Genomic DNA, 23,335 nt, shown 5'->3' on the forward strand with positions numbered 1-23,335 from the left:
AAGCATGTTATCGTTCATAAAGCAGGTAAGGCAGGCGGCGTGTCTTAAACGTCTGTACTTCCTGCTGCCAGATGGCTTCGATCTGGTGTGCTTTAAGGCCTTGTGCCAGTGCCAGACGGACCACATCGGTTCCTGCCAGCTTGTCAAAAAAACCAGGAGAGTTAATCAGCACTTCACTGTGCTGCGCAAAAGCAGCTTGTGCCTGCACTAACCAGTCTAACGAGAATCCTCGCTGTTCAGAATGCCGCAGATCTGTGGCGTATACGGCCTTTCCCTGTAACTTAGGATGAGCTGCGACACCCTGTATAGCACGCGGTGTAAAGGCCAATGAGCCAAGCCTGATTTGGTCGTGGCCAAAAACCTGGAATGGAAAATCACTCCCTCTTCCCACAGATACACGCGTAGCCTCAAATAAACACAAAGACGGGTAAAGGTGTATTGCCTGTTGATTGGGTAAATTGGGACTCGGTGCGATAGGCAGCACATACTCATGCTGAGCACTGTATTGTGCAACGGGAACCACTGTCAGATTAAGTGCTCCATCACCATCAAACCACCTTTCACCCACTATCATACGTGCCAGCTCACCCAGTGTCATTCCATGTAAAATCGGCACCGGGACCATGCCGACAAAGGAACGAAAGTGATTATCCAGAACTGGACCTTCAACGTAGGCAATATTGGGGTTTGGTCGGTCTAATACCAGGTAACTGAGGCCATTTTGCTGCGCCGCTTCCATAGTCAGGAACATAGTACTGAGGTAAGTGTAAAAACGCACACCGACATCCTGGATATCAAATACCAGAATATCAATGTCGATGAGTTGTTCAGGTTTAGGTTTTTTATTGGCACCATATAGAGAAACGATTGGCACCCCTGTTTTCGTATCCTTGCCATCACTAATGTAAACACCTGCTCCCCTGTCCCCTCTGAAGCCATGTTCAGGAGCAAAGATCCGAACCACATTTACCTGATTGTCTGTCAGGTAATCCAGCAAGTGTTGATCATGTACTCGCGCACTTTGGTTGACAACCAGACCCACCCGTTTGCCTGCTAGCAAAGGCAGGTATTTGTCACCGCGCTCGGCACCCACTTGAATGGCGTCGACCTGCAATGACAAAACAAGTGTGATGAAGCTGATAACAAGTATCAGGAAAGAATATATAGGCTGGCGCACAAAATTCCTGCTGAGAAAAACAAAGAATGCGAGAATTGTGTGTCGCTCCCCCCTCATTTGCAACTATTTAAGTTAGAGTGAAGCAAGGCCGACGATTAATTATCGTCGCAGCTTGCCGAACGCGAGGCTTGGAAGTCGATAACACGGGTCAGGAGTCCTCCACACGGATGTGTTTCCACTCGTACCAAGGCAAACCTCAAATTTCAGATACAAATAAACCGACTATCGTCGGTTGATTGCTCACCTCTTGAAGAAGAAGTGGCGGAGGTGGGTGAGGCAAGACCGAAGCACTGCTTCGCAGCTTGCTGAACGCGAGACATGGAAGTCGATCACACGCGTTACGCGCCGGTAGCCCTTCACACGGACGTGTGTCCACTCGTACCAAATTACCTAAATTACAGGCACAAAAAAACCGACTCTCGTCGGTTGATTGCTCACTTTTCCGGAATTCAAGAAAAAGTGGCGGTCGCGGGACGTACTTTATGGAGAGTGAACCTCCGACTTCCTGAATCCGATTCTTTTTATTTAACCACTCAAGAGAAGTGGCGGACGCGGGAGGATTCGAACCTCCGACCGCCTGGTTCGTAGCCAGGTACTCTATCCAGCTGAGCTACGCGTCCGTTTCCTAAGTTTATACTCTTCAGCACTTCATTTTTAACCACTTGAAGAAAGTGGCGGACCGGGACGTACTTTGTGGAGAGTGAACCTCCGACTTCCTGAATCCGATTCTTCTTATTTAACCACTTGAAGGAAGTGGCGGACGCGGGAGGATTCGAACCTCCGACCGCCTGGTTCGTAGCCAGGTACTCTATCCAGCTGAGCTACGCGTCCGTTTCTTAAGTTTTTACTCTTCAGTACTTCATGTTTAACCACTTGAAGGAAGTGGCGGACGCGGGAGGATTCGAACCTCCGACCGCCTGGTTCGTAGCCAGGTACTCTATCCAGCTGAGCTACGCGTCCATTTCTTAAGTTTATACTCTTCAGTACTTCATTTTTAACCACTTGAAGAAAGTGGCGGACGCGGGAGGATTCGAACCTCCGACCGCCTGGTTCGTAGCCAGGTACTCTATCCAGCTGAGCTACGCGTCCGTTTTACTACAAAGATACCATTTAAATAAATGGCGGAGAAGGAGGGATTCGAACCCTCGATAGGGCTACAAACCCTATACTCCCTTAGCAGGGGAGCGCCTTCAGCCACTCGGCCACCTCTCCGTCTTTGTGGGGCGTATAATATAGAACCGTGAAAATATGTCAAATACTTTTCTTGTAAAAAAGCACTGTATGGTGATAGATTGTTCAGCTTGGTGTGTTTTAAGGCACTTTATCGATTAATTTGTCATAAATTAGTCACTTTTAGGGTCTGACTGTATATTAAAGTGGTCCAAAAGGGATTGCTTACGGGAGGTTTCTTCCGAGATAAAGGCGTCTACATAGCCTAAACGCTGAAATTCACTAATACAGCTACGGCAGTAATTCATCCTTGCCTGTTCGTGTTGTGCTTTTGATTTTTGTTGCGACATGGTCAGAGGTCTTTTGCATCCGTTCGTAGTCACAGCAGTATATGCAAAAGCGCTGGATATGCCAGCCGTCACCGGCTAACCCAAATTTGACCCGCCAGGAATTCTAGTCAATTCATACCTGATTTTATTGTGCTTTTATAAATACCTTGAGACTTAAACTGGCTCATAGCAGATATCTCTTACATACATAAAAGAAAAGCGCCTTAGGCGCTTTTCTCGATTGTTTGTTCTGAATGACTGGCTTAGTCAGCCTGAGGTCGCATATGCGGGAACAGGATAACGTCTTTGATAGTCGGAGAGTCAGTAAATAGCATTACCAGACGGTCAATACCAATTCCCTCACCCGCCGTTGGCGGCAAGCCGTATTCAAGTGCACGAATGTAGTCGTCATCGAAGTGCATTGCTTCGTCATCACCAGCATCTTTTTCTTCAACCTGACGGGCAAAACGTGCAGCCTGATCTTCAGCATCGTTCAGCTCCGAGAAGCCGTTTGCAAGTTCACGACCACCTACGAAGAATTCAAAACGATCTGTGATAAACGGGTTTTCGTCATTACGACGCGCCAGTGGCGAAACTTCCCACGGATATTCTGTGATGAAAGTCGGCTGGATCAGTTTATGCTCAGCGGTTTCTTCAAAGATTTCACACAGGAACTTACCGGCACCCCACACGCATTTTTCAGGGATCTTCACGTGTACTTTCTTAGCGTACGCGACCAACTCATCAAAGTGGTTTTCTGGATCTTTAAAGATGTGAGCAGACGCTTCAGCGTCCGGGCCATACTTGATGATGGCGTCCGCCATAGACAATCGCTCAAACGCTTTACCGAAATCGTACTCGATGGTTTCAAGTACTTCGCCTTCCGCGTTCTTAACCGTGTTAAGCACAGTAGTAGTACCCAGTACGTCCTGTGCCACAGTACGTAACATGTCTTCTGTCAGGTTCATCAGGTCGTTGTAATCTGCGTACGCCTGATAGAATTCAATCATAGTGAATTCTGGGTTATGGCGAGTTGACAGACCTTCGTTACGGAAGTTGCGGTTAATCTCGAATACACGATCAAAACCACCTACAACCAAACGCTTCAGATAAAGCTCAGGTGCGATACGCAGATACATATCGATGTCCAGTGCATTGTGGTGTGTCACAAACGGACGAGCCGTTGCACCACCCGGGATCACCTGCAGCATTGGCGTTTCAACTTCCATAAAGTCACGCTCAGCCAGGAAGCGGCGAATGCCTTCAATCACTTTCGAGCGAATACGGAAGGTCTCACGGGTTTCCATATTGGTGATCAGATCAACATAACGCTGACGATACTTAGCTTCCTGATCGGTCAGGCCGTGGAACTTTTCTGGCAGCGGGCGCAGCGATTTGGTCAGTAGCTCGTACTGCACCATATCCACATACAAGTCGCCTTTACCAGATTTGTGTAGCGGACCAGACACACCAATGATGTCGCCAATGTCCAGCTGACCATATTTGGCTTTCAGCTCTTTCTGCACGTCTTTAGACGCATATGCCTGAATGCGGCCTTTCATATCTTGCAAAACAAGGAAAGGACCACGTTTGGCAAGAATACGGCCAGCCACAGAGACCTGATGATCTAACTCAACCAGCTCTTCTTTTGACTTATCACCAAACTTAGCCTGTAGATCAGCCGTATAGTCTTCACGGCGGAAGGTGTTCGGATGGCCATTGGCACTGCAATTTTCACGAATTGCATCCAATTTAGCACGACGCTCAGCAATGAGTTTATTCTCGTCTTGGATTTGCTCTGTCATTTTTTAGCTCTTAGTTTAGCTTGTTGATTATAGGCCTGATTTCAGGCTGGCTTCGATAAATTTGTCTAGATCACCGTCCAATACCGCCTGGGTATTACGGTTCTCAACACCGGTACGCAAGTCTTTAATACGCGAGTCGTCCAGCACGTAAGAACGGATCTGGCTGCCCCAACCGATATCAGATTTGGCATCTTCCTGGGCCTGCTTTTCAGCATTTTGCTTTTGCAGCTCCAGCTCAAACAGTTTTGCTTTGAGCTGTTTCATGGCCTGATCTTTGTTTTTGTGCTGTGAACGGTCATTCTGACACTGCACCACGGTATTGGTCGGCAAGTGGGTAATACGTACCGCCGATTCTGTTCGGTTAACGTGCTGACCACCGGCACCCGATGCACGATATACGTCAATACGTAAGTCTGCCGGGTTGATATCAATCTCAATGTTGTCGTCGATTTCCGGATATACAAATGCCGAGGCAAATGAGGTATGACGGCGGCCACCTGAGTCGAACGGGCTCTTACGAACCAGACGGTGAACACCGGTTTCTGTGCGCAGCCAACCGTAAGCATATTCACCGCTGACTCGCAGTGTTGCCCCTTTGATACCCGCTACGTCACCATCTGTTGCTTCAACGATTTCGGTTTTAAAGCCTTTGGCTTCAGCCCAACGCAGATACATACGTAATAGCATGTTACACCAGTCCTGCGCTTCAGTACCGCCGGAGCCTGCCTGTAAGTCAAGATATGCATCGTTGCTGTCCTGCGCGCCAGAAAACATGCGGCGGAACTCCAGCTTTTCAAGCTGAGCGTTAAGGCCCTGCACTTCTTGCTCTGCTTCTGCAAAGGTTTCTTCGTCTTCTGCTTCGACAGCAAGCTCAACCAGACCTTCGGCGTCATCCGCGCCACTTACCAGGTTGTCTATGGTTTCGACTATGGTTTCCAGGCTGGACTTTTCTCGGCCCAGCGCTTGTGCCTTTTCAGGCTCATTCCAGACGGCTGGATCTTCCAGTTCCGCATTGACTTCTTCTAACCGCTCTTGTTTCAGAGCATAGTCAAAGATACCCCCGAAGAAGTTCAGTACGCTCGCGAATTTCCTTGATTTGATTAATCACAGGATTCACTTCAAACATTCACATTACTCCAATTTACGTGATGGTAACGCAGCCAGTGGCAACATTTGTTTGGCCACTGGGCTGAAATATAGTGTGACCGCTGTATTTAAAGATTATATAAGCGGTCTAAACGGCCAATACTAACAAATAATAGCCATAGATATCAGCCCCAGATAAGAACATTTTGTGCCTTTATTGCAATTGTTAGCAGGCACGGATCTCTCTGACGATCAATTGCAGCGTGAACTTACCACGAAACTCATTGATATCCAGCTGATAAGCCAGCTCAGCGGCCTGTGCAGCCGTGTTGGGCCAGGCTCGCACGTCGACGTTAAACGCAATGGCATCGACCAGTTTACCGCTTGAGTGTTTAAGTACCAGCTTAAGGTGCTTATCGCCTACAATGCGCTGCTGTACCAACTCAAACACGCCGCTGAATACCGGCTCAGGAAAATGCTGTCCCCAGGGACCCGCCTGTTGTAGCAACATGGCAAAATCCATATTGAAACACTCAGCCGGCAACTCACCATCAGTCAGAAGCACCGACTGCTTATGCTCTTCACTGAGGGTTTCGCTGACCAGGGTTTCAAAGGTACGCTTAAAGTCACTAAAGTCGGCTTCTCTGATGGTCAATCCGGCCGCCATCGCATGACCGCCAAATTTAACGATTAAGTCCGGATAGCGTGTATTTATTTGCTCAAGCAAGTCGCGCATGTGCAAACCTTCTATCGAACGGCACGACCCCTTGATTTCGTCGTTATCGCCCTGGGCAAAAATAATCGCCGGGCGGTGATATTTTTCTTTCAGTCTGCCCGCGAGGATCCCGATGACGCCCTGATGCCAGTCATCCTGATATAAACACACTGCATCAGGAATGCTTTGCTGGGCAGCGACAAGACGTTCAAGCACCGCCTGCGCTTCTTGCTGCATGCCCTGCTCAATCTCGCGTCGCTCCTGGTTGAGGCTATCGAGCTGGGCGGCGATGCGTCGTGCCTGATGCTCTTCTTTAGATAGCAAGCAGGCAATCCCCAGACTCATGTCATCCAGCCTGCCTGCAGCGTTCAGTCTTGGTGCCAGTGCAAAACCAAAATCACTGGCATTAAGCCGCGTTGCGGTACGGTTTGCTACTTCAATCAGCGCTCGGATCCCAGGTCGAGTTTGCCCCTTGCGAATGCGTGCCAGGCCCTGATGTACCAAAGTCCGGTTATTCGCATCCAGCGCGACCACATCAGCCACCGTGCCCAAAGCAACAATATCCAACAAGGATGCAAGATTCGGCTGAGTCAGACCCTGACGCTCGAAGTAGCCAGCCTCACGAAGATGATGGCGAAAGGCCACCAGCAAATAAAATGCCACGCCAACGCCGGCAATAGACTTTGAAGGAAACTGACAATCGTGGCGGTTCGGATTAACAATGGCATCGGCATTAGGCAGTTGTTCACCCTGTAAGTGATGATCAGTGACCAGTACCGAAATACCGGCCTGCTTGACGATATCGATACCTGCCAGACAGGAAATTCCATTGTCCACTGTGATAACCAGTTGCGGTGCCAGCTGAACAATTTGCTCTGCTAAAGCAGGACTTAATCCATAACCCAGACTGAAGCGATCAGGCACCAGATAATCGACCTGTTGTAGCCCAAACAAACGTAACCCTTCCATTAACACCGCAGTACTGGTTGCACCATCAGCATCAAAGTCACCGACGATTAATACCCTTTGCTGCTGGTGTAATGCGGTTTCAAGTAGGACACACGCCTTATCCATATCCCGGAACAAACGAAAATCCAGCAATGTAGCCGCACTGTTATCAAGCTCTACGGCTTCTTTCACGCCCCGCGCGGCATAAATCTGCTTAATGACCGGGTGAAGATGGGCGGGTAAATGACTATCATCGACGCGTAATCTGGGACGGATCTCTGTTTGCATAACACTCTCTGAACTACCTGATGGGGTGAAGGACGACTCCACAAAGCAAAAAAGGCCCGCAGGCCTTTTTAGAAATGCTGAGAGTATACCTCAGATTTAGGATTTTTTACTGGCCTGGTCTAACATTTTTGCCAGTGCGTCTGCCGGCTGATAGCCTGGGATCATGCTGCCATCTTCCAAAACGATAGCCGGCGTACCAGAAATACCAAAACTCTGACCTAGTTGGTAGTGCTCAGCAACCGGAGCCTGACAATTCTTCGCATCTGCAATGGTGTTGCCAGCTTTGGCCTCGGTCATCGCTGAGGCGGCATCTTCTGCACACCAAACGTTCATCAAACTCTTATAGCCGTTACCGCTCAGGCCACCACGCGGAAAGGCTAAATATTTAACGGTGATACCCGCAGCCAGGTAGTCTTCCAGCTCACGGTGTAGCTTACGACAGTAGCCACAGGTAATGTCCGTAAAGACAGTGATCTGATGCTTTTCGTTTTCAGCCTTGTACACAATCATCGAATCTTGATATTGCGCGACACCACTCTTGCGTACATCGCTCAGTGCATCTTCTGTGATGTTGCGACGGTTCGCTACATCAATCATAGTGCCCTGCACCAGATATTGACCATTCGGGCTGGCATAAAATACACCTTTGTCGGTGATCACGGTTTTAAGACCTGAGATTGGACTGTCCGATACACTTTTTACCGTTAAACCCAGCTCAGAAAACTGAGATGCGATAGGGCTTACTGCCATCGGAGAGACTTCTTGTGTTGTGTCGGCAAACGTGCCCACACTGAAAGCAAGCGACGCTGCTAATAGTAACTTTTTCATGTTTTTCTCGTAAAATTGCTCTGGTTAATCACTAGGACCGGATTACTACGAATAAATTCCATCACGCCCTAGGATGATGTTGCTGATGAAGCGTTTTCAGTCGCTCACTGGCAACATGCGTATAAATCTGGGTTGTCGACAAATCGCTATGGCCTAACATCATTTGTACAACTCGAAGATCCGCCCCATGATTTAGCAAATGTGTTGCAAACGCATGACGCAGCGTGTGTGGCGATAACGGTGACTTAACGTCTGCCAACATAGCATAGTGTTTGATACGATGCCAAAAAGTTTGCCGTGTCATGCCAATCCCCCGTTTGGACGGAAAAACAAAGTCATTCGCATGCTTGACCATCTGAGCGCGACCAACTTTTAAAAACTGTTCGACCCAGTGCAATGCTTCTTCTCCCATCGGCACCAGCCTTTCTTTTCCGCCTTTACCTCGAACCAACAATACTGCTTGTCTCAGGTTAATTTGCTCCATCCGCAAGCCAACCAACTCCGTGACGCGCAATCCTGTTGCGTACAACAGTTCCAGCATGGCTTTATCTCTGAGGCCCATAGGATCTTCAACATCAGGCGCACTCAGCAAGGCTTCCACTTCTTGCTCACTAAGCGTTTTTGGCAAAGACTGTGACAATTTGGGCTGAGCAATGTGGGTAAGAGGACTCGCCGTGATGACTTGTTTGGTTACCCAGTAGGCATAGAATCGCTTGAGGGCACTCATTGCACGTGCAGTGCTGCGTGGTTTAAGCCCTTCATCTACTCGGTAGGCCAGATAGGCCTCTATATCCGCGCTGCTAATGGTCAATAGAGGTTTGTTATCATGATGAGCAACGACATAACGTACAAACTTATCCAGATCTGCACGATAGGCAGCCAGGGTATTGTCGCTGAGTCCCTGCTCCAAAAAGAGCATATCCAGGAAAGATTCTATCAGTTCGCTATTGCTGTGCATGCTTGGGTCAGATATTTCTAAATCGGTCACGGGCAGCCTGTATCAATTCATTACACCATAAGGTAGACTTCGCGCCATATAATAACAGCCAATTGAGCGAAGACTACTATGCAGATCGGGTTATTTTACGGTTCAACTACCTGCTACACAGAAATGGCAGCAGAGAAAATGCAGGAGATCATAGGTGAAGACATTCTGTCGCTCCACAATATCAAAGATGAACCGCTAAAAAACGCAGAGCAATTCGACTTTGTGATTTTTGGTATCTCAACCTGGGATTTCGGCGAGTTGCAGGAAGACTGGGAGTCGCACTGGGATGATATCGACGAGGTTGATCTCGCAGGCAAAACCATCGCACTGTTTGGTATGGGTGACCAGCAAGGCTATGGACAGTGGTTTCAGGATGCACTGGGTATGTTGCACGATAAAATTGCCCCACAAGGTGTTAATTTTATAGGCTACTGGCCCAATACTGCCGATTATGAGTTTGAAGCATCTAAAGCACTCACAGACGATAAAAGTCAGTTTGTAGGCCTTGCTCTGGATGAAGACAGCCAGTACGAAAAGAGTGACGAACGCATCGCCGCGTGGATTGAGCAAATCATGACACAATATAGTGAGTCGCTATAACGCGTATCACCTGATCTGCCAAACCCCATGTTTGGCAGATTAAAAACAATTCATTTACACTGATTAACATTCAACCTATACAACTAGCCATTTATAGTTCAGTATAAATTTTGCACACCCCTGCAAACTAATTGCAGAGGCTGGCATACAATCAACTCAATTATAAAAGGACTAATCATGAAGTTAACTCTGACTAAGAAAAACTACAAAAACCTGTCTCTACAATCTCATGCAATCAACAATAAAATGACGCCACAGGTTGGTGGTGGTAATGGAGCATGTTCAGGTGGTGCGGGCTGTCATATGGACCAGCAGCCAGAACCTGGTACTGGCGGTGGCTCTGTGTGTATTACCTGGTAATAGGATAACGGGGCTAAAACTGCCCCGTAACCTCTGGCTGGCTTCAATTCTGTGGTTTATTCCCACTGCGTTTTCTGAATACCCCCGGTGAGCATCCAAACCATCGCTTGAAGGCTTTGTTAAAAGCAGCCTGTTCGTTAAACCCCAACTCCCTTGCCAATTCAGCCAGTGGCATAGTACCCAGCAAGTCTTGAGTACGCCTGAGCCGCTCTTCAGTCAACAACTGAGAATAACTGGTATTACATTGTTTTAGCTGCCTTTGTACCTGACGTCCCGATTTATTCAGAGCCGCTGCAATCACGCTCAGCTGACACTGACCCAGATCGACGCTGGCTGCCAGCATGATACGGATCTGCATCGCAAGCGACTGGTGCTGTTGCAATTGTATCAGCGCCTTATCTGAAAGCCGTAGCAGCTCTTCACGCATTACTTGATTAGCACGCCTGAACGGTAACATCAGGTAAGCATGTGGAAACGCTATCTGGTTACGAGGCTGATTGCCAAATACCTCACAGCCGAACCAATCAGCCAGTACCGACCGCTCTGCATCACTTAATGGACAGGTTAAATTGATGTATTCAGGCGAAACAGGCTTAGGGACTAATGTACGCACCATGGCAACCCAACCGGTCAGATTGCGCAGAATAACGTGACGAGACGTTTGTGAATTTGGCAACCAGTCAATCATTGCCAGTGCACCCTGATGGTGAAAAATGGCGTGCGCTATACTGGCCACCAGCTGATCGTAGCGCAGCAGCGCCGACAGTGCCTGGTTTAAGTTTTCACAGCTTTCAACTAAGTAACCCAGCACCCCATAATCAGCCGACTGTATATGCTGGCCAAGGTGGAAGCCAAACAAAGGATCGCCGGTTCGCTCAGCCCCCAACTGTAAAGCCTGTTCGTAATCAGCTAACGGGACTCGGGTACCTAATTCAGACTCGATAGACTTAGACTGAACTAAAGTACTGTCCAGAGTCACGCCCTGATGCTCCAGATACAGTAATACACCGTTAAAGAAATTTTTGTCTAAAGTATTTTCCATGTCGTATTTGGACAAATTTACGTCGCCTATTCGCAAGATTGCCAGATAAACCTTACTTACACTACACAAAACGATGAGTAAGGAACTACCTATGGTCAATATTCTGTGTCAAAAAGTGATCCCTGCGAAGCCCCATACAGTGCTCGAAACCCTGCTTGACCACCAGCAATTGGGGCGCTTTTTTAACGCACGATTTAAAGTTGTTCAGAGTGCTGTGCACCCAGCTATCCGCGGCGGCAGTGGCTGTATCCGAGAAGTCAGCATGCTCGGGATCCGATTTTATGAGCAGATCCTGCACGCCGACGAACATGCGATTCGCTACCAGATCGTTGGCGATTTCCCGGTTAAGAAACATCATGGCGAAATCCGTCTGCTTCGCTGTACTGACAAGCAGTCCACTCAGGTTGATTACCATGTACGCTTCGCGGCGCCCAGATATTTACCTGGCTTTGTGCTTCGTCGTGTTGTCACACGAGACATCAACCTTGCATTGAGCCGACTGGAGGCCCTGTATGCCCCCTGTTGAACTCATTTTACTGCTACTTAGCCCGGTTTTTATTGTTGCTATTGCATTAGAGTACACCTCGCCCGGCGGCATTATTGCCTCACGGATAGCCTGCACAATGTGGTGCTTGCCTTACTGCATCAGGGCAGTGATATGCTGGCCTTAATCGTGTTGATGCCACTGTTCTACTGGCTCCATGACTTTGCCCTGTTTGACGTACCGCTGACACCACTTAACCTCATTGGCGCCTTTTTACTTCAGGATTTTTTATATTACTGGTTTCATCGTGCATCCCATAAAGTACACTGGCTGTGGCTGGCGCATGTGGTCCACCACAGCTCGAAACAGATGAACTTCTCGACGGCCTTTCGTCAAAGTTTACTGTACCCGGTTGTTGGAATGTGGCTTTTCTGGACCCCGATGATCTTGGTGGGCTTTGCACCCGAGTTGGTATTGGCTATCGTTGCCATTAACCTCGCCTTTCAGTTTTTCGTTCATACGCAGCTTGTCGGCCAGCTAGGCTGGCTTGAATGGGTGTTTAATACTCCAACGCATCATCGTATTCACCATGCCAGCAACCCGTGTTATCTGGACAAAAACTTTGCTGGTGTATTGATCATTTGGGACAAGCTATTTGGCACCTATATCGATATACAGCCCGCAGAAAAGATCCGCTATGGGATTGTCGGCAGTGCACCAAAAGAGACTCTCCTGTCTATCAACTTCCATGAATGTCGGGTGTTGCTGGGAAAACTGAACAAAGCCAGGGGGCTAAAAAACAAACTCAAGCAACTATTTTCAGCGCCACGGCATAGAGATTAAGCATCGTCAGTCAGCCACTTAATGACAGAGCCATAAAAATTACACTTTATAGTTTACTTTTGCGCCAAAATAAAAGTAAACTATACAGTGTAGTTTACTTTTAGGTAGCACAATGAAGAAGTGGTTTGTTATTTTTGCCGTTGTTTTAGGCAGCATTACAGGGGGCTGTTCCATGATCTCTAATCTCAATGCACACGTACCGTCTCAGAATTATCAGTCTGAGCATTTTCAAGGCGGCCGGTTTAAAAACCTGCACCCAACCATGCCAACCAGCCTGAGCAAAACGCTGGCGATCACCTGGCGCTTTTTTACCGAAACCAAAATCGCCGCTGAGCCTGAGCAAGCCTTACCAGTAGAAACGATTACCCGCGCTAACCTGGATGCTTTGTCAGACTCAGGAATTCATATCATCAAGCTGGGCCATTCCTCAGTGCTGCTAAAAGTGAATGGCGCTTATTGGTTGCTGGACCCCGTTTTCTCTGAGCGCGCTTCGCCTTTTTCATTTATCGGGCCAAGCCGCTTTCATCAGCCACCCATTTCGCTTGATGCTCTGCCACCTATAGAAAAAGTGCTGATCTCGCATAACCATTATGACCACCTCGACAAAGACGCAGTGAAACAACTCAACGCAAAAACACGTCAGTTTCTGGTGCCATTGGGTGTAGAGGGTGATTTGGTTCGCTGGGTATAGAAGCAGAAAAAATTCACTCATTTGACTGGTGGCAGGAGCAACATGATCAGCATGTCATGCTGGCCTTTACGCCGACTCAACACTTTTCCGGACGCGGCCTGAGTGACGCGAATCGTACCCTATGGGGTTCCTGGGTTATAAAAACGGCTCATGAGAGCCTGTATTTCAGCGGTGATTCAGGCTATTTTCCGGGCTTTAAAGTTATTGGTGAACGCTATGGTCCGTTTGACTATACCCTGATAGAAACAGGCGCCTATGATAGCGGCTGGGCAGATATTCATATGACCCTGAGCAAAGCGTGCAGGCACATCTGGATCTGCGTGGCAAAATCATGATCCCCATTCATAACGGGACCTTTGATCTGGCCTTCCACAGCTGGTACGACCCTCTGGAGCGAGTACTTAAAGCCGCTCAACATCAGGGAGTAGTGATCAACACCCCGACTCCTGGCGAAGTACTCACTATCAACCAGGCTTACTTAAATCGACTCTGGTGGCAGTCTTTGATGGCGCAAACCAGTCGCTAAAAAAGCAGCAAGAGAGCCTTGTTGACAGCACGTATACCGTCCGGGTTATAGCTCTCTTCTTTTCGCCTCTACTGTGGCTATCAAACCTGCCGCCCTGGCTGACAAAGCGTAGTAAAAGCAATGTCCAGCCTGCGCAAGTGGCTAAACAGTGTTAATTGCAGCCACTTTTATACATGCAGTGCGCTTAACGCTCTGCTGAATAGGGATCTTCCGCCATCAAGTAGGCTCTCAGATCTGCTTTCTGAGGATGGTTAATCAGCCAGTCCCGAGTCTCGCGTAATCGCTTATAGGTATCGTCGCCAAACTTATCTTTATAGATATCAGCAAAGTTTTGCTGGCTGGTGTCTTCGCGAATTTGCTGTTGCCATTGCTGGTTACCAGCTGGTTCAGCGCGCCCGCAAGACCCTCTGCTTTAAGTAATTGCCATTCACCTTTATCAAGCCAGAGTCCACCTGTTGCAACACTATAATCAACCCGGTGGGCACTCGTTGCACTGATCCTGAATTTTCTCATCAAAGTGCCTGATACCGGACAAAGTAATGCGCGTTTACTGTCCTGCACATCTTCGCCAAACTCAATATGCTCAGCAAATTGATAGTCCGGATTACGCTCTTTCCACGCCACATAGTCTTCTATGAGGATCCAATCACCCTGGCAGTGGTCACAGCTATGTGCCCGAAATAAGCCTTCAATAAATCCGGGTCGCAGCTGACCCACACCACAACTTGTACATTTCATAGGATCTCCCAATGCATTATCCATGTGATACACGTGAGCCAGTGTAAAGCAATTAGACGTTGGCCTCAATTTGTGAACTATGCCAAGTGCGCAAACATTATCAATCGCCTCTGGTATACGCTAAATTCCGTCGCCAACAACAGCAATATGTATCAACTGAGTGCTAGACTAATTTACCAATAACTCAAGCGAGAAAAGCAACATGACAACACGTGCCACCACACTTAATCACTATCAGCAACGGCTGCTGCGTGTGATTGACTATATGTACGACCATGTTGAACAGGATCTGGACGTGAACACACTGGCCGACGTGGCCTGTATGTCCTGTTACCACTTCCATCGCATTTTTCGCGAGTTTATGGGTGAACCGGTAAACGCCACTGTCAGGCGTATGCGCATGTTGAAGGCGGCATCCTATTTAGTTCGCAGCACACTGACACAGCAGCAGATAGCCAGACGGGTAAACTATGGCAGCGTTGAAGCCTTTAACCGGGCATTCAGCCGCCATTATGGCATGACGCCCAATCAATTTCGTCAGCAACAGCAAGGCGATCCGCTGCACAGCGCTGCGTTTTATCCGGCTCAACCACAGGAGTACAACACTATGTATCAGGTAGAACAAACGCAACAAAATGCATTAACCCTTATTGGCCTGGCGCACCGGGGGACTATATGCAGATAGGTAAAACCTTCGAAAAGCTCGGTATGATGGCTGGTAGTACAGGCCTTATCAACGAGCAGACTCGTTACTTTGGTATTTACTATGACGACCCGCAAACGGTAGATCAGGACAACCTCAGGGCCATGGCATGTATCACTCTGGCCTCTGGCACTGAGTTCGATAAAGAGACCTTTGAAGCCGTGACCATTCCGGCAGGTAAGCTGGTCTCGCTGACCTTCAAGGGTGATTACAGCGAACTGGAGCAACCCTATAACTGGTTATTTGGCCAATGGCTACCGCAAAGTGGCCTGGAACTTATGGATTTCCCTCCGTTTGAGGAATACCTGAATGACACCCGGGACACCGCGCCCCAGGACTTACTCACTAAGATTAACTGCCTGGTGCAGGCCTAGCAAAGTAACGCAGTACCGCACTTAACAGCATTTCGACCAGTTCATTCGCCTGTTGCTGCGAAGGTGCTTCGGCATAACATCGCAGCTCAGGCGCGTTGCCCGATTGCCTTAAGTGAACGATGCGCTCGGCATCCAGTGCAAAGCGAACCCCATCCAGCGTGCTCAGAACTTTGGGTGTATCACGACACGCCAGCATAGTTGCAAGCCGCAGTGGCTGCTCCTGAAGTAAAGTTAACAGGCGATCTGAGCTGGCTTTTTCGATACCCTGCAGGCGATGGCTGGCAGTAAAGCGACTTTCATACTGAGACATTAGCTGAGCCAGATTGGCACCACATTGCTTGCTCAAATAGAGGATAGCCAGCAGAGGGAGTAAGGCATCCCGGGTCGGCAAGCGCACCATGGCCTTACCCCCTAAGGTGATATCTGACCCCAGTAAAAAACCGCCATTGGCTTCAAAGCCTGCGACCGCCTCGTAACACTCCGTCAGAGCAGTCAACTGCTCGATAACATAAGGAGAGCCAATTCGCGTGCGCTGAATCTGCTTAAATTCGCCACTTAGCTCCAGTGAAGAATTGCAATTCAGCGGCACACTGAGTGCCTCAATACCCAACGCTTTGGCACTTAACAGCCCAAGCATATCACCTCTGTGCCACTGCCCGGTGTGATCTGCTATCATTGGCCTGTCGCCGTCTCCATCGGTGCTGAATAACAAATCCAGCTGGTGTTCTTTGGTCCAGTACTCGGCTTTTGCTCTATCTTGTTCGCTAAGGGCTTCTGTATCAACCGGAACAAACTCCTCACTGCGACCCAGGCAGATAACCTGCGCCCCCAGAGTTCGTAATACAGATGCGTATAGCTCGCGCCCGGCACTGGTATGTTCATACAGACCAATCCTCAGCCCTGCACATAAATCAGCGGGAAAAACATCAATCATCCGCGACAGGTATGGAGCAGTTATCTGGCTGTCAGGTGCTGGAAGTGGTTGTATGGTCAAAGAACCAACGCCCGAGCGACAAGCCAGTATCGCGGCTTCATCGACCTTATCTATCTCGCCATGGGGATGGTAAAATTTTAATCCGTTACGATCATGAGGTATATGGCTGCCTGTGACCATCACCGCTGCCACTGCATTTTGCTGTGCATACAAAGCCAGTGCGGGCGTCGGCAACACACCACCAAAACGCACCTTAATGCCAAGGGCACGCAGGGCACTGATACAATACTGAGTAATCAGTGGACTGGAGGGACGATTATCCATACCCAACACCACTGTATCGAAATGGTAACGTGTGCGCAGTTGCTCAATCATCGCCACCATAAATGCCTGACATACCTGAGCAGTAAACTGGGTATTTAGCCCCTGGCACCACTGGTGCCAAACTGAATACCACTTTGCGCAATGAGGTGTGCACAATCAGCTGACATCCTGATTTCCCCGGGTGTAATCATCTTCAAACCGGACAATATCATCCTCTTCCAGATAGCTGCCTGACTGCACCTCAATCAGCTGCAAATCTACTTTGCCAGGGTTACTAAGCCGATGTACAACCGTTGCTGGGATAAACACGGATTGGTCTTCGCTCAGTAAACGACGTTCCTCGCCAATTTCTACCGCTGCCGTACCAGACACCACCACCCAGTGCTCAGCGCGGTGATAATGTAATTGCCGTGACAAGCTGTGCCCCGGTCGTACTGTGATCCGCTTGACTAAAAACCGCTCACCCCGGTCGACAATGTCATACTTACCCCAGGGACGGTAAACTTCTCTGTGCTCAGTCACTTGTGCTACAGCGCGGCTTTTCAGCTCATCGACCAGTGATTTGATAGCCTGGCTCTGACTTCGATGAGCCACCAGAAGCGTATCTTTGGTGTCAACCACCACCAGGTCCTGCACACCAACCGTTGCCACCAGCCGATCTTGCGTAATCACTAAATTATCCTGTGAATCCAACGCCGTTACATCGCCAAGGTGAACATTACGGTCAGTATCTTTGGGCAAAGTTTGCCAAAGCGCCTCAAAGCTGCCAATGTCATTCCAGCTTGCATTCATGGGCACTACGGCCGCACGCTCTGTGTGCTCCATTACGGCATAGTCTATCGATTCGGCTGGAGATGCTAAAAAAGCGTCGCGGTTTATTCGGGTAAAGTCCAGATCGGGGTGCAGCTGCGCCATCGCCTGCTCACAGGCCTGCAGAATATCGGGCCGATACAGTGCCAACTCATCGAGGTAATCACTAGCTTTAAACAAAAACATCCCACTGTTCCAGAGGTAATTTCCGTTATCAAGGTAACGCTGCGCGGTTGGAACATCTGGTTTTTCGACAAAAGCAGTAACTCCAGCACCAATCACCTGACCAATGTCATTCTTTAATGGTGAACCACATTGAATATACCCATAGCCGGAGTGCGGGCTGTCAGGTGTAATCCCGAACGTCACCAGTTTGCCACTGTGTGCCAATGCCAGACCTTGATTAACGCTTTGCCTGAAGGCCGAAACATCCCCAATATAGTGATCTGACGCCAAAACCAACAAGACGGGATCTTCTCCCCGACTTCGAACCTTCAACGCAGCCAACGCTATGGCCGGAGCAGTATTACGCCCTTGCGGTTCCAGTATGATCCCACCCGGCTGATAGCCAATCGCCCTCACTTGCTCCGCACAAATAAACCGGTGCTCCTCGTTACAGATCAACAGTGCCGGTTGATGGCTGTCCGTTTCCAGTCGCAGTAATGTTTCTTGCAACAGTGAGTGTGAGGAACCAAGCTGCAAAAACTGTTTTGGGTAACACTCACGAGACAAAGGCCAAAGCCGGGTTCCAGATCCACCACATAAAATAACCGGTAATATCATCTTTACTCTACCCAGACACCCTAAGTGCGTGCCAATGTTCAACTAAATTAATACACCATTTTACCTGCTGACCCTGCACAGGAGCAATGCTCTGCGCTTCACCCAGTATTCACTCTAATGGGCTACACTCTCTTATCGCGTAACTTACCCTCAGATTGATAATCCGGTATATGATATGATCTTACAATACCATTACTGGTCAGGCCGTTACTGGCAACCAAGGATATTCTCAGTACTCACCTGCACTCAATGCAGACTCAAGGAGCTTTAGCATGTCGGGCAACCCCCCTTTTAATCCCATCGCCGTGTTCTTTCTCTTTTTTATTTTGTTGCTGCAAAGCACGGTTCAGGCGCAGGGCAAAGTGATGCAACAACCTAAGCTGGCCATTGTTGGTTCGGGGCCTCTGGTCGCCAAAGGAAGCGGACAGTCCATTCCAATCACCTACCAGCATATTGATGCAGTTGATGTGGAATTGCTGCGTCTCACCAGCGCCCATGATTTTCTCAGCCGCTACTACCTGACGGACAAGCTGTATCCGAGCTCACTGGATCGACTGCAATATACCTATGACAGCGTTTTTGCCGATAGATTTAACCTGCCCCAAACTACTCAGGCAGGTATTCAGTCGGCCCGATTACCAATACCAAAATCGCTGGCCAGTGGCTGGTACATTATCGTGCTAAAAGCGCCGGGTATGTTTAATGAGTTACAGGCAAAGCATCTGCTGCTGACCGATCTGGGCATTCAGGCAAAAGTGTTTAAGCAACACGCCAGCTTGCAGATCAACCGTCTTTCTACAGGACGCCCAGTCAAAGGCGTCAAAGTTAAGGCCTTTCGCAAGCATGAGTTACTGAGAGAGACGAAAACCGATCAGCATGGTGCTGTGCACTTTGATATCCAGCTGCATCGGGATGACATCATAGTTGCAGAGTATACCAGCAGTGAGGGCGAATCTGAGTATGCGCTGTTGCCTATCAAAGAAGTGCCATTGGATTTATCGGATTACCAGGTTGGTGGTCGCCCCTACCAGGATATGGAGGCATATATTTATAGCAACCGGGATCTGGTTAAACCCGGCGAGTCTCTGCCCATAAATATTTTGCTGCGCAATGCCGATGGTATAGCGCTCACAGAGCAGCCCATCACTGTAACTGTAACAAACCCCTTGCAGGAGGAAATACTGCGCGAGCAACTGACGCCGGGTGAAGCGGGTTTTTTCAATACACATTTATATACTGATACAGGCTGGCCAACCGGACGTTATAAAGTCTCTGTGATGCTTGACCCAACCGCTCGCTCTGCCATAGGTCACTTTGAATTTCAGCTGGAAGAATTTGTGCCAGAGCGCATGGACCTGACCTTCAGTGGACAAGACGCATTTGTTACAGCAGGTTCATCCATGCCTCTGTCAGTGCAGGGACGCTACTTGTTCGGCAGCCCCGCTGCAGGAAACACCTTAAAAGCCAACCTGGTGCATCGCGCCGTACGCCATTACCCGGGCCCATTTGCCGACTTCTTCGTTGGTGAAGATTTTTATCTCAGCAACCGCTTTCAAACACTACCTGATCAGCGCTTATCTGAACAGGGCACGCTGGCCCTAACCCTGCCCACAGTGAGTGCCAACATGCTCAAAAGCCCGGTAGCAACACAAGTGAACCTCAGCTTGCTGGAATCTGGCGGCGCTGCCGTACAACGACGATTAAGCTATACAAGCTGGAAATCCAGCCCAATCCCCGCTGTTAAGCCCGCTCAGGCTGAATTCAAATATGCTTCAGATGCACAGTTCGAGCTGGCACTGCTCAGCCCAGATGGCCAACGCTTAACAAGTGGGGAACTGGACGTCGAACTCAGTTACGATCAGGGGCGGTATTTCTGGTTTTATGAAGAAGGCATAGGCTGGCGCCGTCAGTCTCAGCCACAGTGGCGTAGTGAAGCCAAACAAACCGTGGTGCTTAATGAGGACACCCACACGGTACAATTCCCCGTCGAATGGGGGAACTACCGTCTGATAATTACCGATAAGCTTAGCAAAGCCAAAACAGTCTATGACTTTTATGCCGGCTGGCATAGGGGGTATCAGCAGCTCAAGGCCAAACCGCAGCACCTGTCAATGCAGCTGGATAAACGCCATTATCAGGCAGGTGACATCTTGCTCGTGGAACTGGATGCACCAGCCGATGGACAGCTACAACTGGCACTGGAAGCCGACAGTGTACTTTGGACGCACAGCCAGTCTGTTAGCAAAGGTAAAACGACGCTGCGCGTTCCGCTCGATAAATCGCTGGCTCGCCACGACCTCTACCTCAGCGCTACCTTGTTCAGCGGCCACTCCAGTGCGCTGCAACGCCACTTTGGCATTGTCCCTGTCAGGCTGGCACGCGAAGACAGGGAGCTGAAGCTGGACCTGACTTTACCGGATAAAATTGAGCCGCTTAAGCCACTGACCGTGGAAATTCACACTTCAGATATCGCTGCTCCACAAGCTGAGCAAAGCTGGGTCACCCTGTCGGTTGTCGACAAAGGGATACTGAATCTGAGTCGTTATTATCCGGTCGACCCGCATCACTATCTGTTCAATCAACGTCGCTACGGTGGCGATGTGATTGACTTGTATTCACGACGTTACGATAACCGTCCCGATCCGTTTGCCCAGTCCCGCTTTGGCAGTGACAGTAATGAGCGCAGTGACAACCGCAACGATAATCTGGTCGAGAGTAAAACCGTGATCCTGATGACCCAGCCGGTCCAACTGATTGACGGCAAAGCCAGCGTTACAGTGGATATGCCTGATTACAATGGTGAAGTACAAATCGTCGCAACCGCTTTCAATCACACTCAGGTTGGCCACAAGGTCGAATCCCGCCCGGTCAGTGCGCCGGTGATCGCTGAGCTGAGCGTACCACGCTTTTTTGTGCCCAGAGATGAAACTTCCGTCACGCTGGACCTGCACAATGTCAGTGGCAGCGAACAGACCCTGTCGGTCACAGTCAAGCCATCTGGCTCGGTGCAGTTTGTTGATGAACACACTTTTACGGTAACCCTGGACGACCAGGCTCATTGGAGTCGCTCTATGCGTTTGCTTGTTGGCGCTACCCCTTGGTCGCATACCGCAACGGTACAAATTGAGTTGCAGGGCGCGGAAGTATCACAAACACGCAGCTGGTCTGTGCCCATCAAAGCGATTGAACCTCAGCTGGTGCAGGCGACCACGCTCATGTTATCCCCCGGACAAACTTATCAGGTCGATTCTGCGCTTTGGCAGGGACTGCACTTCGATGAGACAGACCCTGGCACCTTATATGCCAGCCATACGCCCAGACTACCCATCAGAGAATATGCATCTGCGCTGCGCGCCTACCCTTATGGATGCGCGGAACAAACCACCAGTAAAGCCTGGCCCTTTTTACTTAAACACACTCAGCTTGAAGGTTTGTTGCAGCAAGCTTTGGACAATGAGCAGACAAAGGCCGGGCAGCTTGACGATCCGCGAACACTGATCAGCCAATCTGTACAACGACTCAAGACCATGCAAAAACCCAGCGGAGGGTTCGCACTGTGGGATGCCCGGGGCAATGAACAGCCCTGGTTAAGTGCCTATATCACAGAGTTCTTGACGCAGGCACATGCTACTTTCCCGGGTACAGTCCCGCCAAGTATGCTCAACCGGGCCCACTATCGCATGCTCAGGTATACTCGCGATAACCTAGTCGATGATCTGAGCCAGGATGCTTTTGAGGCAACCGCCGCAAAGAGCTTTGCAGCTTACCTGGTCAGCCTGCGTGGGCAATTAAGTTACAGCGATCTGGAATCAATGCGTATCACTGAATATCCTTCCAGATTAAGTCTACTGCATATGGCGTCTGCATTGGCCGATGTGGGAGCAATCCAGCAAGCCGCAGTTTTGCTCAGACAAGCCCACACTTTTCATCGCACGACTGATTATTTTGCGGATTATGGATCAACCCTACGTGACGATGCCCAGTCAGCTCTGGTACTGACCAGGCTGGCAAGACATACTGCGCTGCGTTCTCGGTCTCGCACATTACAAACTCAGTTACTTAAGCAGCTCCCCGATCAAGCTCTGAAAACCTGGCTCAGCACACAGGAGCGCGCGGCTTTACTGCGCACCGCCGTGCATATCAGTGAAGTAAACGCACATCACCCCGTTCGACTAGAGATTGATGGTGAACAGACACAGGCGCCTGAAGTGGTGAGTCACACACTGTCGCAGACAATGACACTCAGTAACCCAAATGACGACCCGCTTTACCTGCAATTAATGGCCAAAGGCCGACTGAAGCTGGACTCCAGTATTGCCAATGAAATCAGCCCCTTTAATACGCTGGATACCAAACGTATGGTCAGACGCCTGTTTGACCTGAACGGACAACCGCTGGACACAGCTCGCTTCAAAGTGGGTGAGCGACTGATGGTGGTTCTCGATATACAAACCAAAGAGCCGGTTCCGGATGCCCTGCTGATTGAACGTATTCCAGCCGGGTTTGTATTGGAAAATCCAGCCCTGATGCAAGGCCCGCCGGTATCTCAGCTATTGCCAGAGCACGTCAAGCTGGCCACCACAGATCACACAGAATATCGCAACGATCGCTTTGTGGCAGCACTTAAACTCACAACCAGCAAATATCAGTTTGCCTATATACTGCGCGCTGAAGTGCCCGGGGTTTACCAGGTACCGCCGAGTTACCTTGAGTCCATGTATCGACCCCATAAGCATGCGATTTACTGGCAGTACCCCTATCAAATGGAGGTCATTCGCTAAGATGCCAC

16 protein-coding genes, 5 tRNA genes and 2 pseudogenes are annotated in these 23,335 nt (G+C 49.4%); 8 read left to right on the forward strand and 15 right to left on the reverse strand.

From position 1 onward, the window contains the following. Positions 1-7 precede the first annotated feature (7 nt). The 11 genes from ELR70_RS20270 to xerD form a co-directional block, all read right to left on the reverse strand. On the reverse strand, positions 8-1,177 hold the full coding sequence (locus tag ELR70_RS20270) for a DUF1343 domain-containing protein (RefSeq protein WP_054015499.1): 1,170 nt from the start codon (positions 1,175-1,177) through the stop codon (positions 8-10). A 543-nt stretch (positions 1,178-1,720) separates the two neighbouring features. After that, positions 1,721-1,797 (reverse strand) — tRNA-Arg (locus tag ELR70_RS20275). 134 nt (positions 1,798-1,931) lie between these two features. Then, positions 1,932-2,008: transfer RNA gene (locus ELR70_RS20280), tRNA-Arg, on the reverse strand. A 52-nt stretch (positions 2,009-2,060) separates the two neighbouring features. Beyond that, a tRNA-Arg gene (locus ELR70_RS20285) sits at positions 2,061-2,137 on the reverse strand. A gap of 52 nt (positions 2,138-2,189) precedes the next feature. Then, positions 2,190-2,266 (reverse strand) — tRNA-Arg (locus ELR70_RS20290). Between the two features lie 30 nt (positions 2,267-2,296). Beyond that, positions 2,297-2,389: transfer RNA gene (locus tag ELR70_RS20295), tRNA-Ser, on the reverse strand. A 550-nt stretch (positions 2,390-2,939) separates the two neighbouring features. Further along, entirely contained in the window at positions 2,940-4,481 is a 1,542-nt protein-coding gene (gene lysS / locus ELR70_RS20300) for a lysine--tRNA ligase (protein WP_054015500.1), read from the reverse strand. A 27-nt stretch (positions 4,482-4,508) separates the two neighbouring features. Then, positions 4,509-5,607, reverse strand: a protein-coding gene (gene prfB / locus ELR70_RS20305) for a peptide chain release factor 2 (RefSeq protein ID WP_125562743.1) whose coding sequence is annotated in 2 segments (ribosomal slippage) — positions 4,509-5,531 and positions 5,533-5,607 — 1,098 coding nt in all. Because the reading frame shifts where the segments join, the coding sequence is not laid out codon by codon here. 186 nt (positions 5,608-5,793) lie between these two features. Then, positions 5,794-7,518: a single-stranded-DNA-specific exonuclease RecJ gene (recJ, locus tag ELR70_RS20310; RefSeq protein ID WP_054015501.1), complete on the reverse strand. Its 1,725-nt coding sequence runs from the start codon at positions 7,516-7,518 to the stop codon at positions 5,794-5,796. 96 nt (positions 7,519-7,614) lie between these two features. After that, the gene (dsbC, locus tag ELR70_RS20315) at positions 7,615-8,346 is read right to left on the reverse strand and encodes a bifunctional protein-disulfide isomerase/oxidoreductase DsbC (RefSeq protein ID WP_054015502.1); all 732 of its coding nucleotides are present in this window, start codon (positions 8,344-8,346) and stop codon (positions 7,615-7,617) included. 61 nt (positions 8,347-8,407) lie between these two features. After that, positions 8,408-9,304, reverse strand: a complete 897-nt coding sequence (gene xerD, locus ELR70_RS20320; RefSeq protein ID WP_054015561.1) for a site-specific tyrosine recombinase XerD — start codon at positions 9,302-9,304, stop codon at positions 8,408-8,410. 108 nt (positions 9,305-9,412) lie between these two features. Here xerD and fldB point away from each other — a divergent pair, with 108 nt between their 5' ends. Beyond that, entirely contained in the window at positions 9,413-9,934 is a 522-nt protein-coding gene (fldB, locus tag ELR70_RS20325) for a flavodoxin FldB (protein WP_054015503.1), read from the forward strand. 177 nt (positions 9,935-10,111) lie between these two features. Then, complete coding sequence (locus ELR70_RS20330) at positions 10,112-10,294, forward strand: hypothetical protein (protein ID WP_054015504.1); 183 nt, start codon at positions 10,112-10,114, stop codon at positions 10,292-10,294. A 43-nt stretch (positions 10,295-10,337) separates the two neighbouring features. On the opposite strand, the gene ELR70_RS20335 is transcribed toward ELR70_RS20330, so the two are convergent. Then, positions 10,338-11,351, reverse strand: coding sequence for an AraC family transcriptional regulator (locus tag ELR70_RS20335; protein WP_128064694.1), 1,014 nt, complete (start codon positions 11,349-11,351; stop codon positions 10,338-10,340). A 76-nt stretch (positions 11,352-11,427) separates the two neighbouring features. Between ELR70_RS20335 and ELR70_RS20340 the strand changes: the two genes are divergently transcribed. From ELR70_RS20340 to ELR70_RS20350, 3 genes and pseudogenes are all read left to right on the forward strand, one after another. Then, a complete protein-coding gene (locus tag ELR70_RS20340; protein WP_054015506.1) occupies positions 11,428-11,862 on the forward strand; it encodes an SRPBCC family protein in 435 nt (144 codons plus the stop codon). Next, positions 11,849-12,663, forward strand: a pseudogene (locus ELR70_RS20345) (sterol desaturase family protein). Before ELR70_RS20340 ends, ELR70_RS20345 begins: the two are co-directional and overlap by 14 nt. Before the next feature lie 172 nt (positions 12,664-12,835). Further along, a pseudogene (locus ELR70_RS20350) lies at positions 12,836-13,880 on the forward strand (MBL fold metallo-hydrolase). A 255-nt stretch (positions 13,881-14,135) separates the two neighbouring features. Here the strand turns inward: ELR70_RS20350 and ELR70_RS20355 are convergent. Further along, on the reverse strand, positions 14,136-14,618 hold the full coding sequence (locus ELR70_RS20355; RefSeq protein WP_241566335.1) for a zf-TFIIB domain-containing protein: 483 nt from the start codon (positions 14,616-14,618) through the stop codon (positions 14,136-14,138). Positions 14,619-14,820: 202 nt separating this feature from the next. Here ELR70_RS20355 and ELR70_RS25555 point away from each other — a divergent pair, with 202 nt between their 5' ends. After that, positions 14,821-15,303 (forward strand): AraC family transcriptional regulator, encoded by a 483-nt coding sequence (locus ELR70_RS25555; RefSeq protein WP_241566336.1) that lies wholly within the window; start codon positions 14,821-14,823, stop codon positions 15,301-15,303. Continuing rightward, positions 15,294-15,695 carry a GyrI-like domain-containing protein gene (locus tag ELR70_RS25560; protein WP_241566337.1) on the forward strand — a complete coding sequence of 134 codons (402 nt, stop codon included), beginning with the start codon at positions 15,294-15,296 and terminating at the stop codon, positions 15,693-15,695. Before ELR70_RS25555 ends, ELR70_RS25560 begins: the two co-directional genes overlap by 10 nt. Here ELR70_RS25560 and ELR70_RS20365 read toward each other — a convergent pair. Next, positions 15,673-17,109, reverse strand: a complete 1,437-nt coding sequence (locus tag ELR70_RS20365; protein ID WP_241566338.1) for a phosphomannomutase — start codon at positions 17,107-17,109, stop codon at positions 15,673-15,675. The genes ELR70_RS25560 and ELR70_RS20365 overlap by 23 nt on opposite strands. Continuing rightward, positions 17,110-18,546 carry a mannose-1-phosphate guanylyltransferase/mannose-6-phosphate isomerase gene (locus ELR70_RS20370; protein ID WP_054015511.1) on the reverse strand — a complete coding sequence of 479 codons (1,437 nt, stop codon included), beginning with the start codon at positions 18,544-18,546 and terminating at the stop codon, positions 17,110-17,112. It abuts the gene before it with no gap. 272 nt (positions 18,547-18,818) lie between these two features. Between ELR70_RS20370 and ELR70_RS20375 the strand changes: the two genes are divergently transcribed. Beyond that, positions 18,819-23,327 (forward strand): MG2 domain-containing protein, encoded by a 4,509-nt coding sequence (locus tag ELR70_RS20375; protein ID WP_054015512.1) that lies wholly within the window; start codon positions 18,819-18,821, stop codon positions 23,325-23,327. The last annotated feature ends 8 nt before the right edge of the window (positions 23,328-23,335 follow it).

This window comes from Pseudoalteromonas sp. R3 (assembly GCF_004014715.1).
In the GTDB taxonomy this organism is placed as follows: domain Bacteria; phylum Pseudomonadota; class Gammaproteobacteria; order Enterobacterales; family Alteromonadaceae; genus Pseudoalteromonas.

Excerpts from the sequence above, each read along its gene's own strand:
- lysS (WP_054015500.1), bottom strand. The coding sequence starts at position 4,481 with ATGACAGAGCAAATCCAAGACGAGAATAAACTCATTGCTGAGCGTCGT.
- recJ (WP_054015501.1), bottom strand. The coding sequence starts at position 7,518 with ATGCAAACAGAGATCCGTCCCAGATTACGCGTCGATGATAGTCATTTA.
- dsbC (WP_054015502.1), bottom strand. The coding sequence starts at position 8,346 with ATGAAAAAGTTACTATTAGCAGCGTCGCTTGCTTTCAGTGTGGGCACG.
- xerD (WP_054015561.1), bottom strand. The coding sequence starts at position 9,304 with ATGCACAGCAATAGCGAACTGATAGAATCTTTCCTGGATATGCTCTTT.
- fldB (WP_054015503.1), top strand. The coding sequence starts at position 9,413 with ATGCAGATCGGGTTATTTTACGGTTCAACTACCTGCTACACAGAAATG.
- ELR70_RS20330 (WP_054015504.1), top strand. The coding sequence starts at position 10,112 with ATGAAGTTAACTCTGACTAAGAAAAACTACAAAAACCTGTCTCTACAA.
- ELR70_RS20340 (WP_054015506.1), top strand. The coding sequence starts at position 11,428 with ATGGTCAATATTCTGTGTCAAAAAGTGATCCCTGCGAAGCCCCATACA.
- ELR70_RS20355 (WP_241566335.1), bottom strand. The coding sequence starts at position 14,618 with ATGAAATGTACAAGTTGTGGTGTGGGTCAGCTGCGACCCGGATTTATT.
- ELR70_RS25555 (WP_241566336.1), top strand. The coding sequence starts at position 14,821 with ATGACAACACGTGCCACCACACTTAATCACTATCAGCAACGGCTGCTG.
- ELR70_RS25560 (WP_241566337.1), top strand. The coding sequence starts at position 15,294 with ATGCAGATAGGTAAAACCTTCGAAAAGCTCGGTATGATGGCTGGTAGT.
- ELR70_RS20370 (WP_054015511.1), bottom strand. The coding sequence starts at position 18,546 with ATGATATTACCGGTTATTTTATGTGGTGGATCTGGAACCCGGCTTTGG.
- ELR70_RS20375 (WP_054015512.1), top strand. The coding sequence starts at position 18,819 with ATGTCGGGCAACCCCCCTTTTAATCCCATCGCCGTGTTCTTTCTCTTT.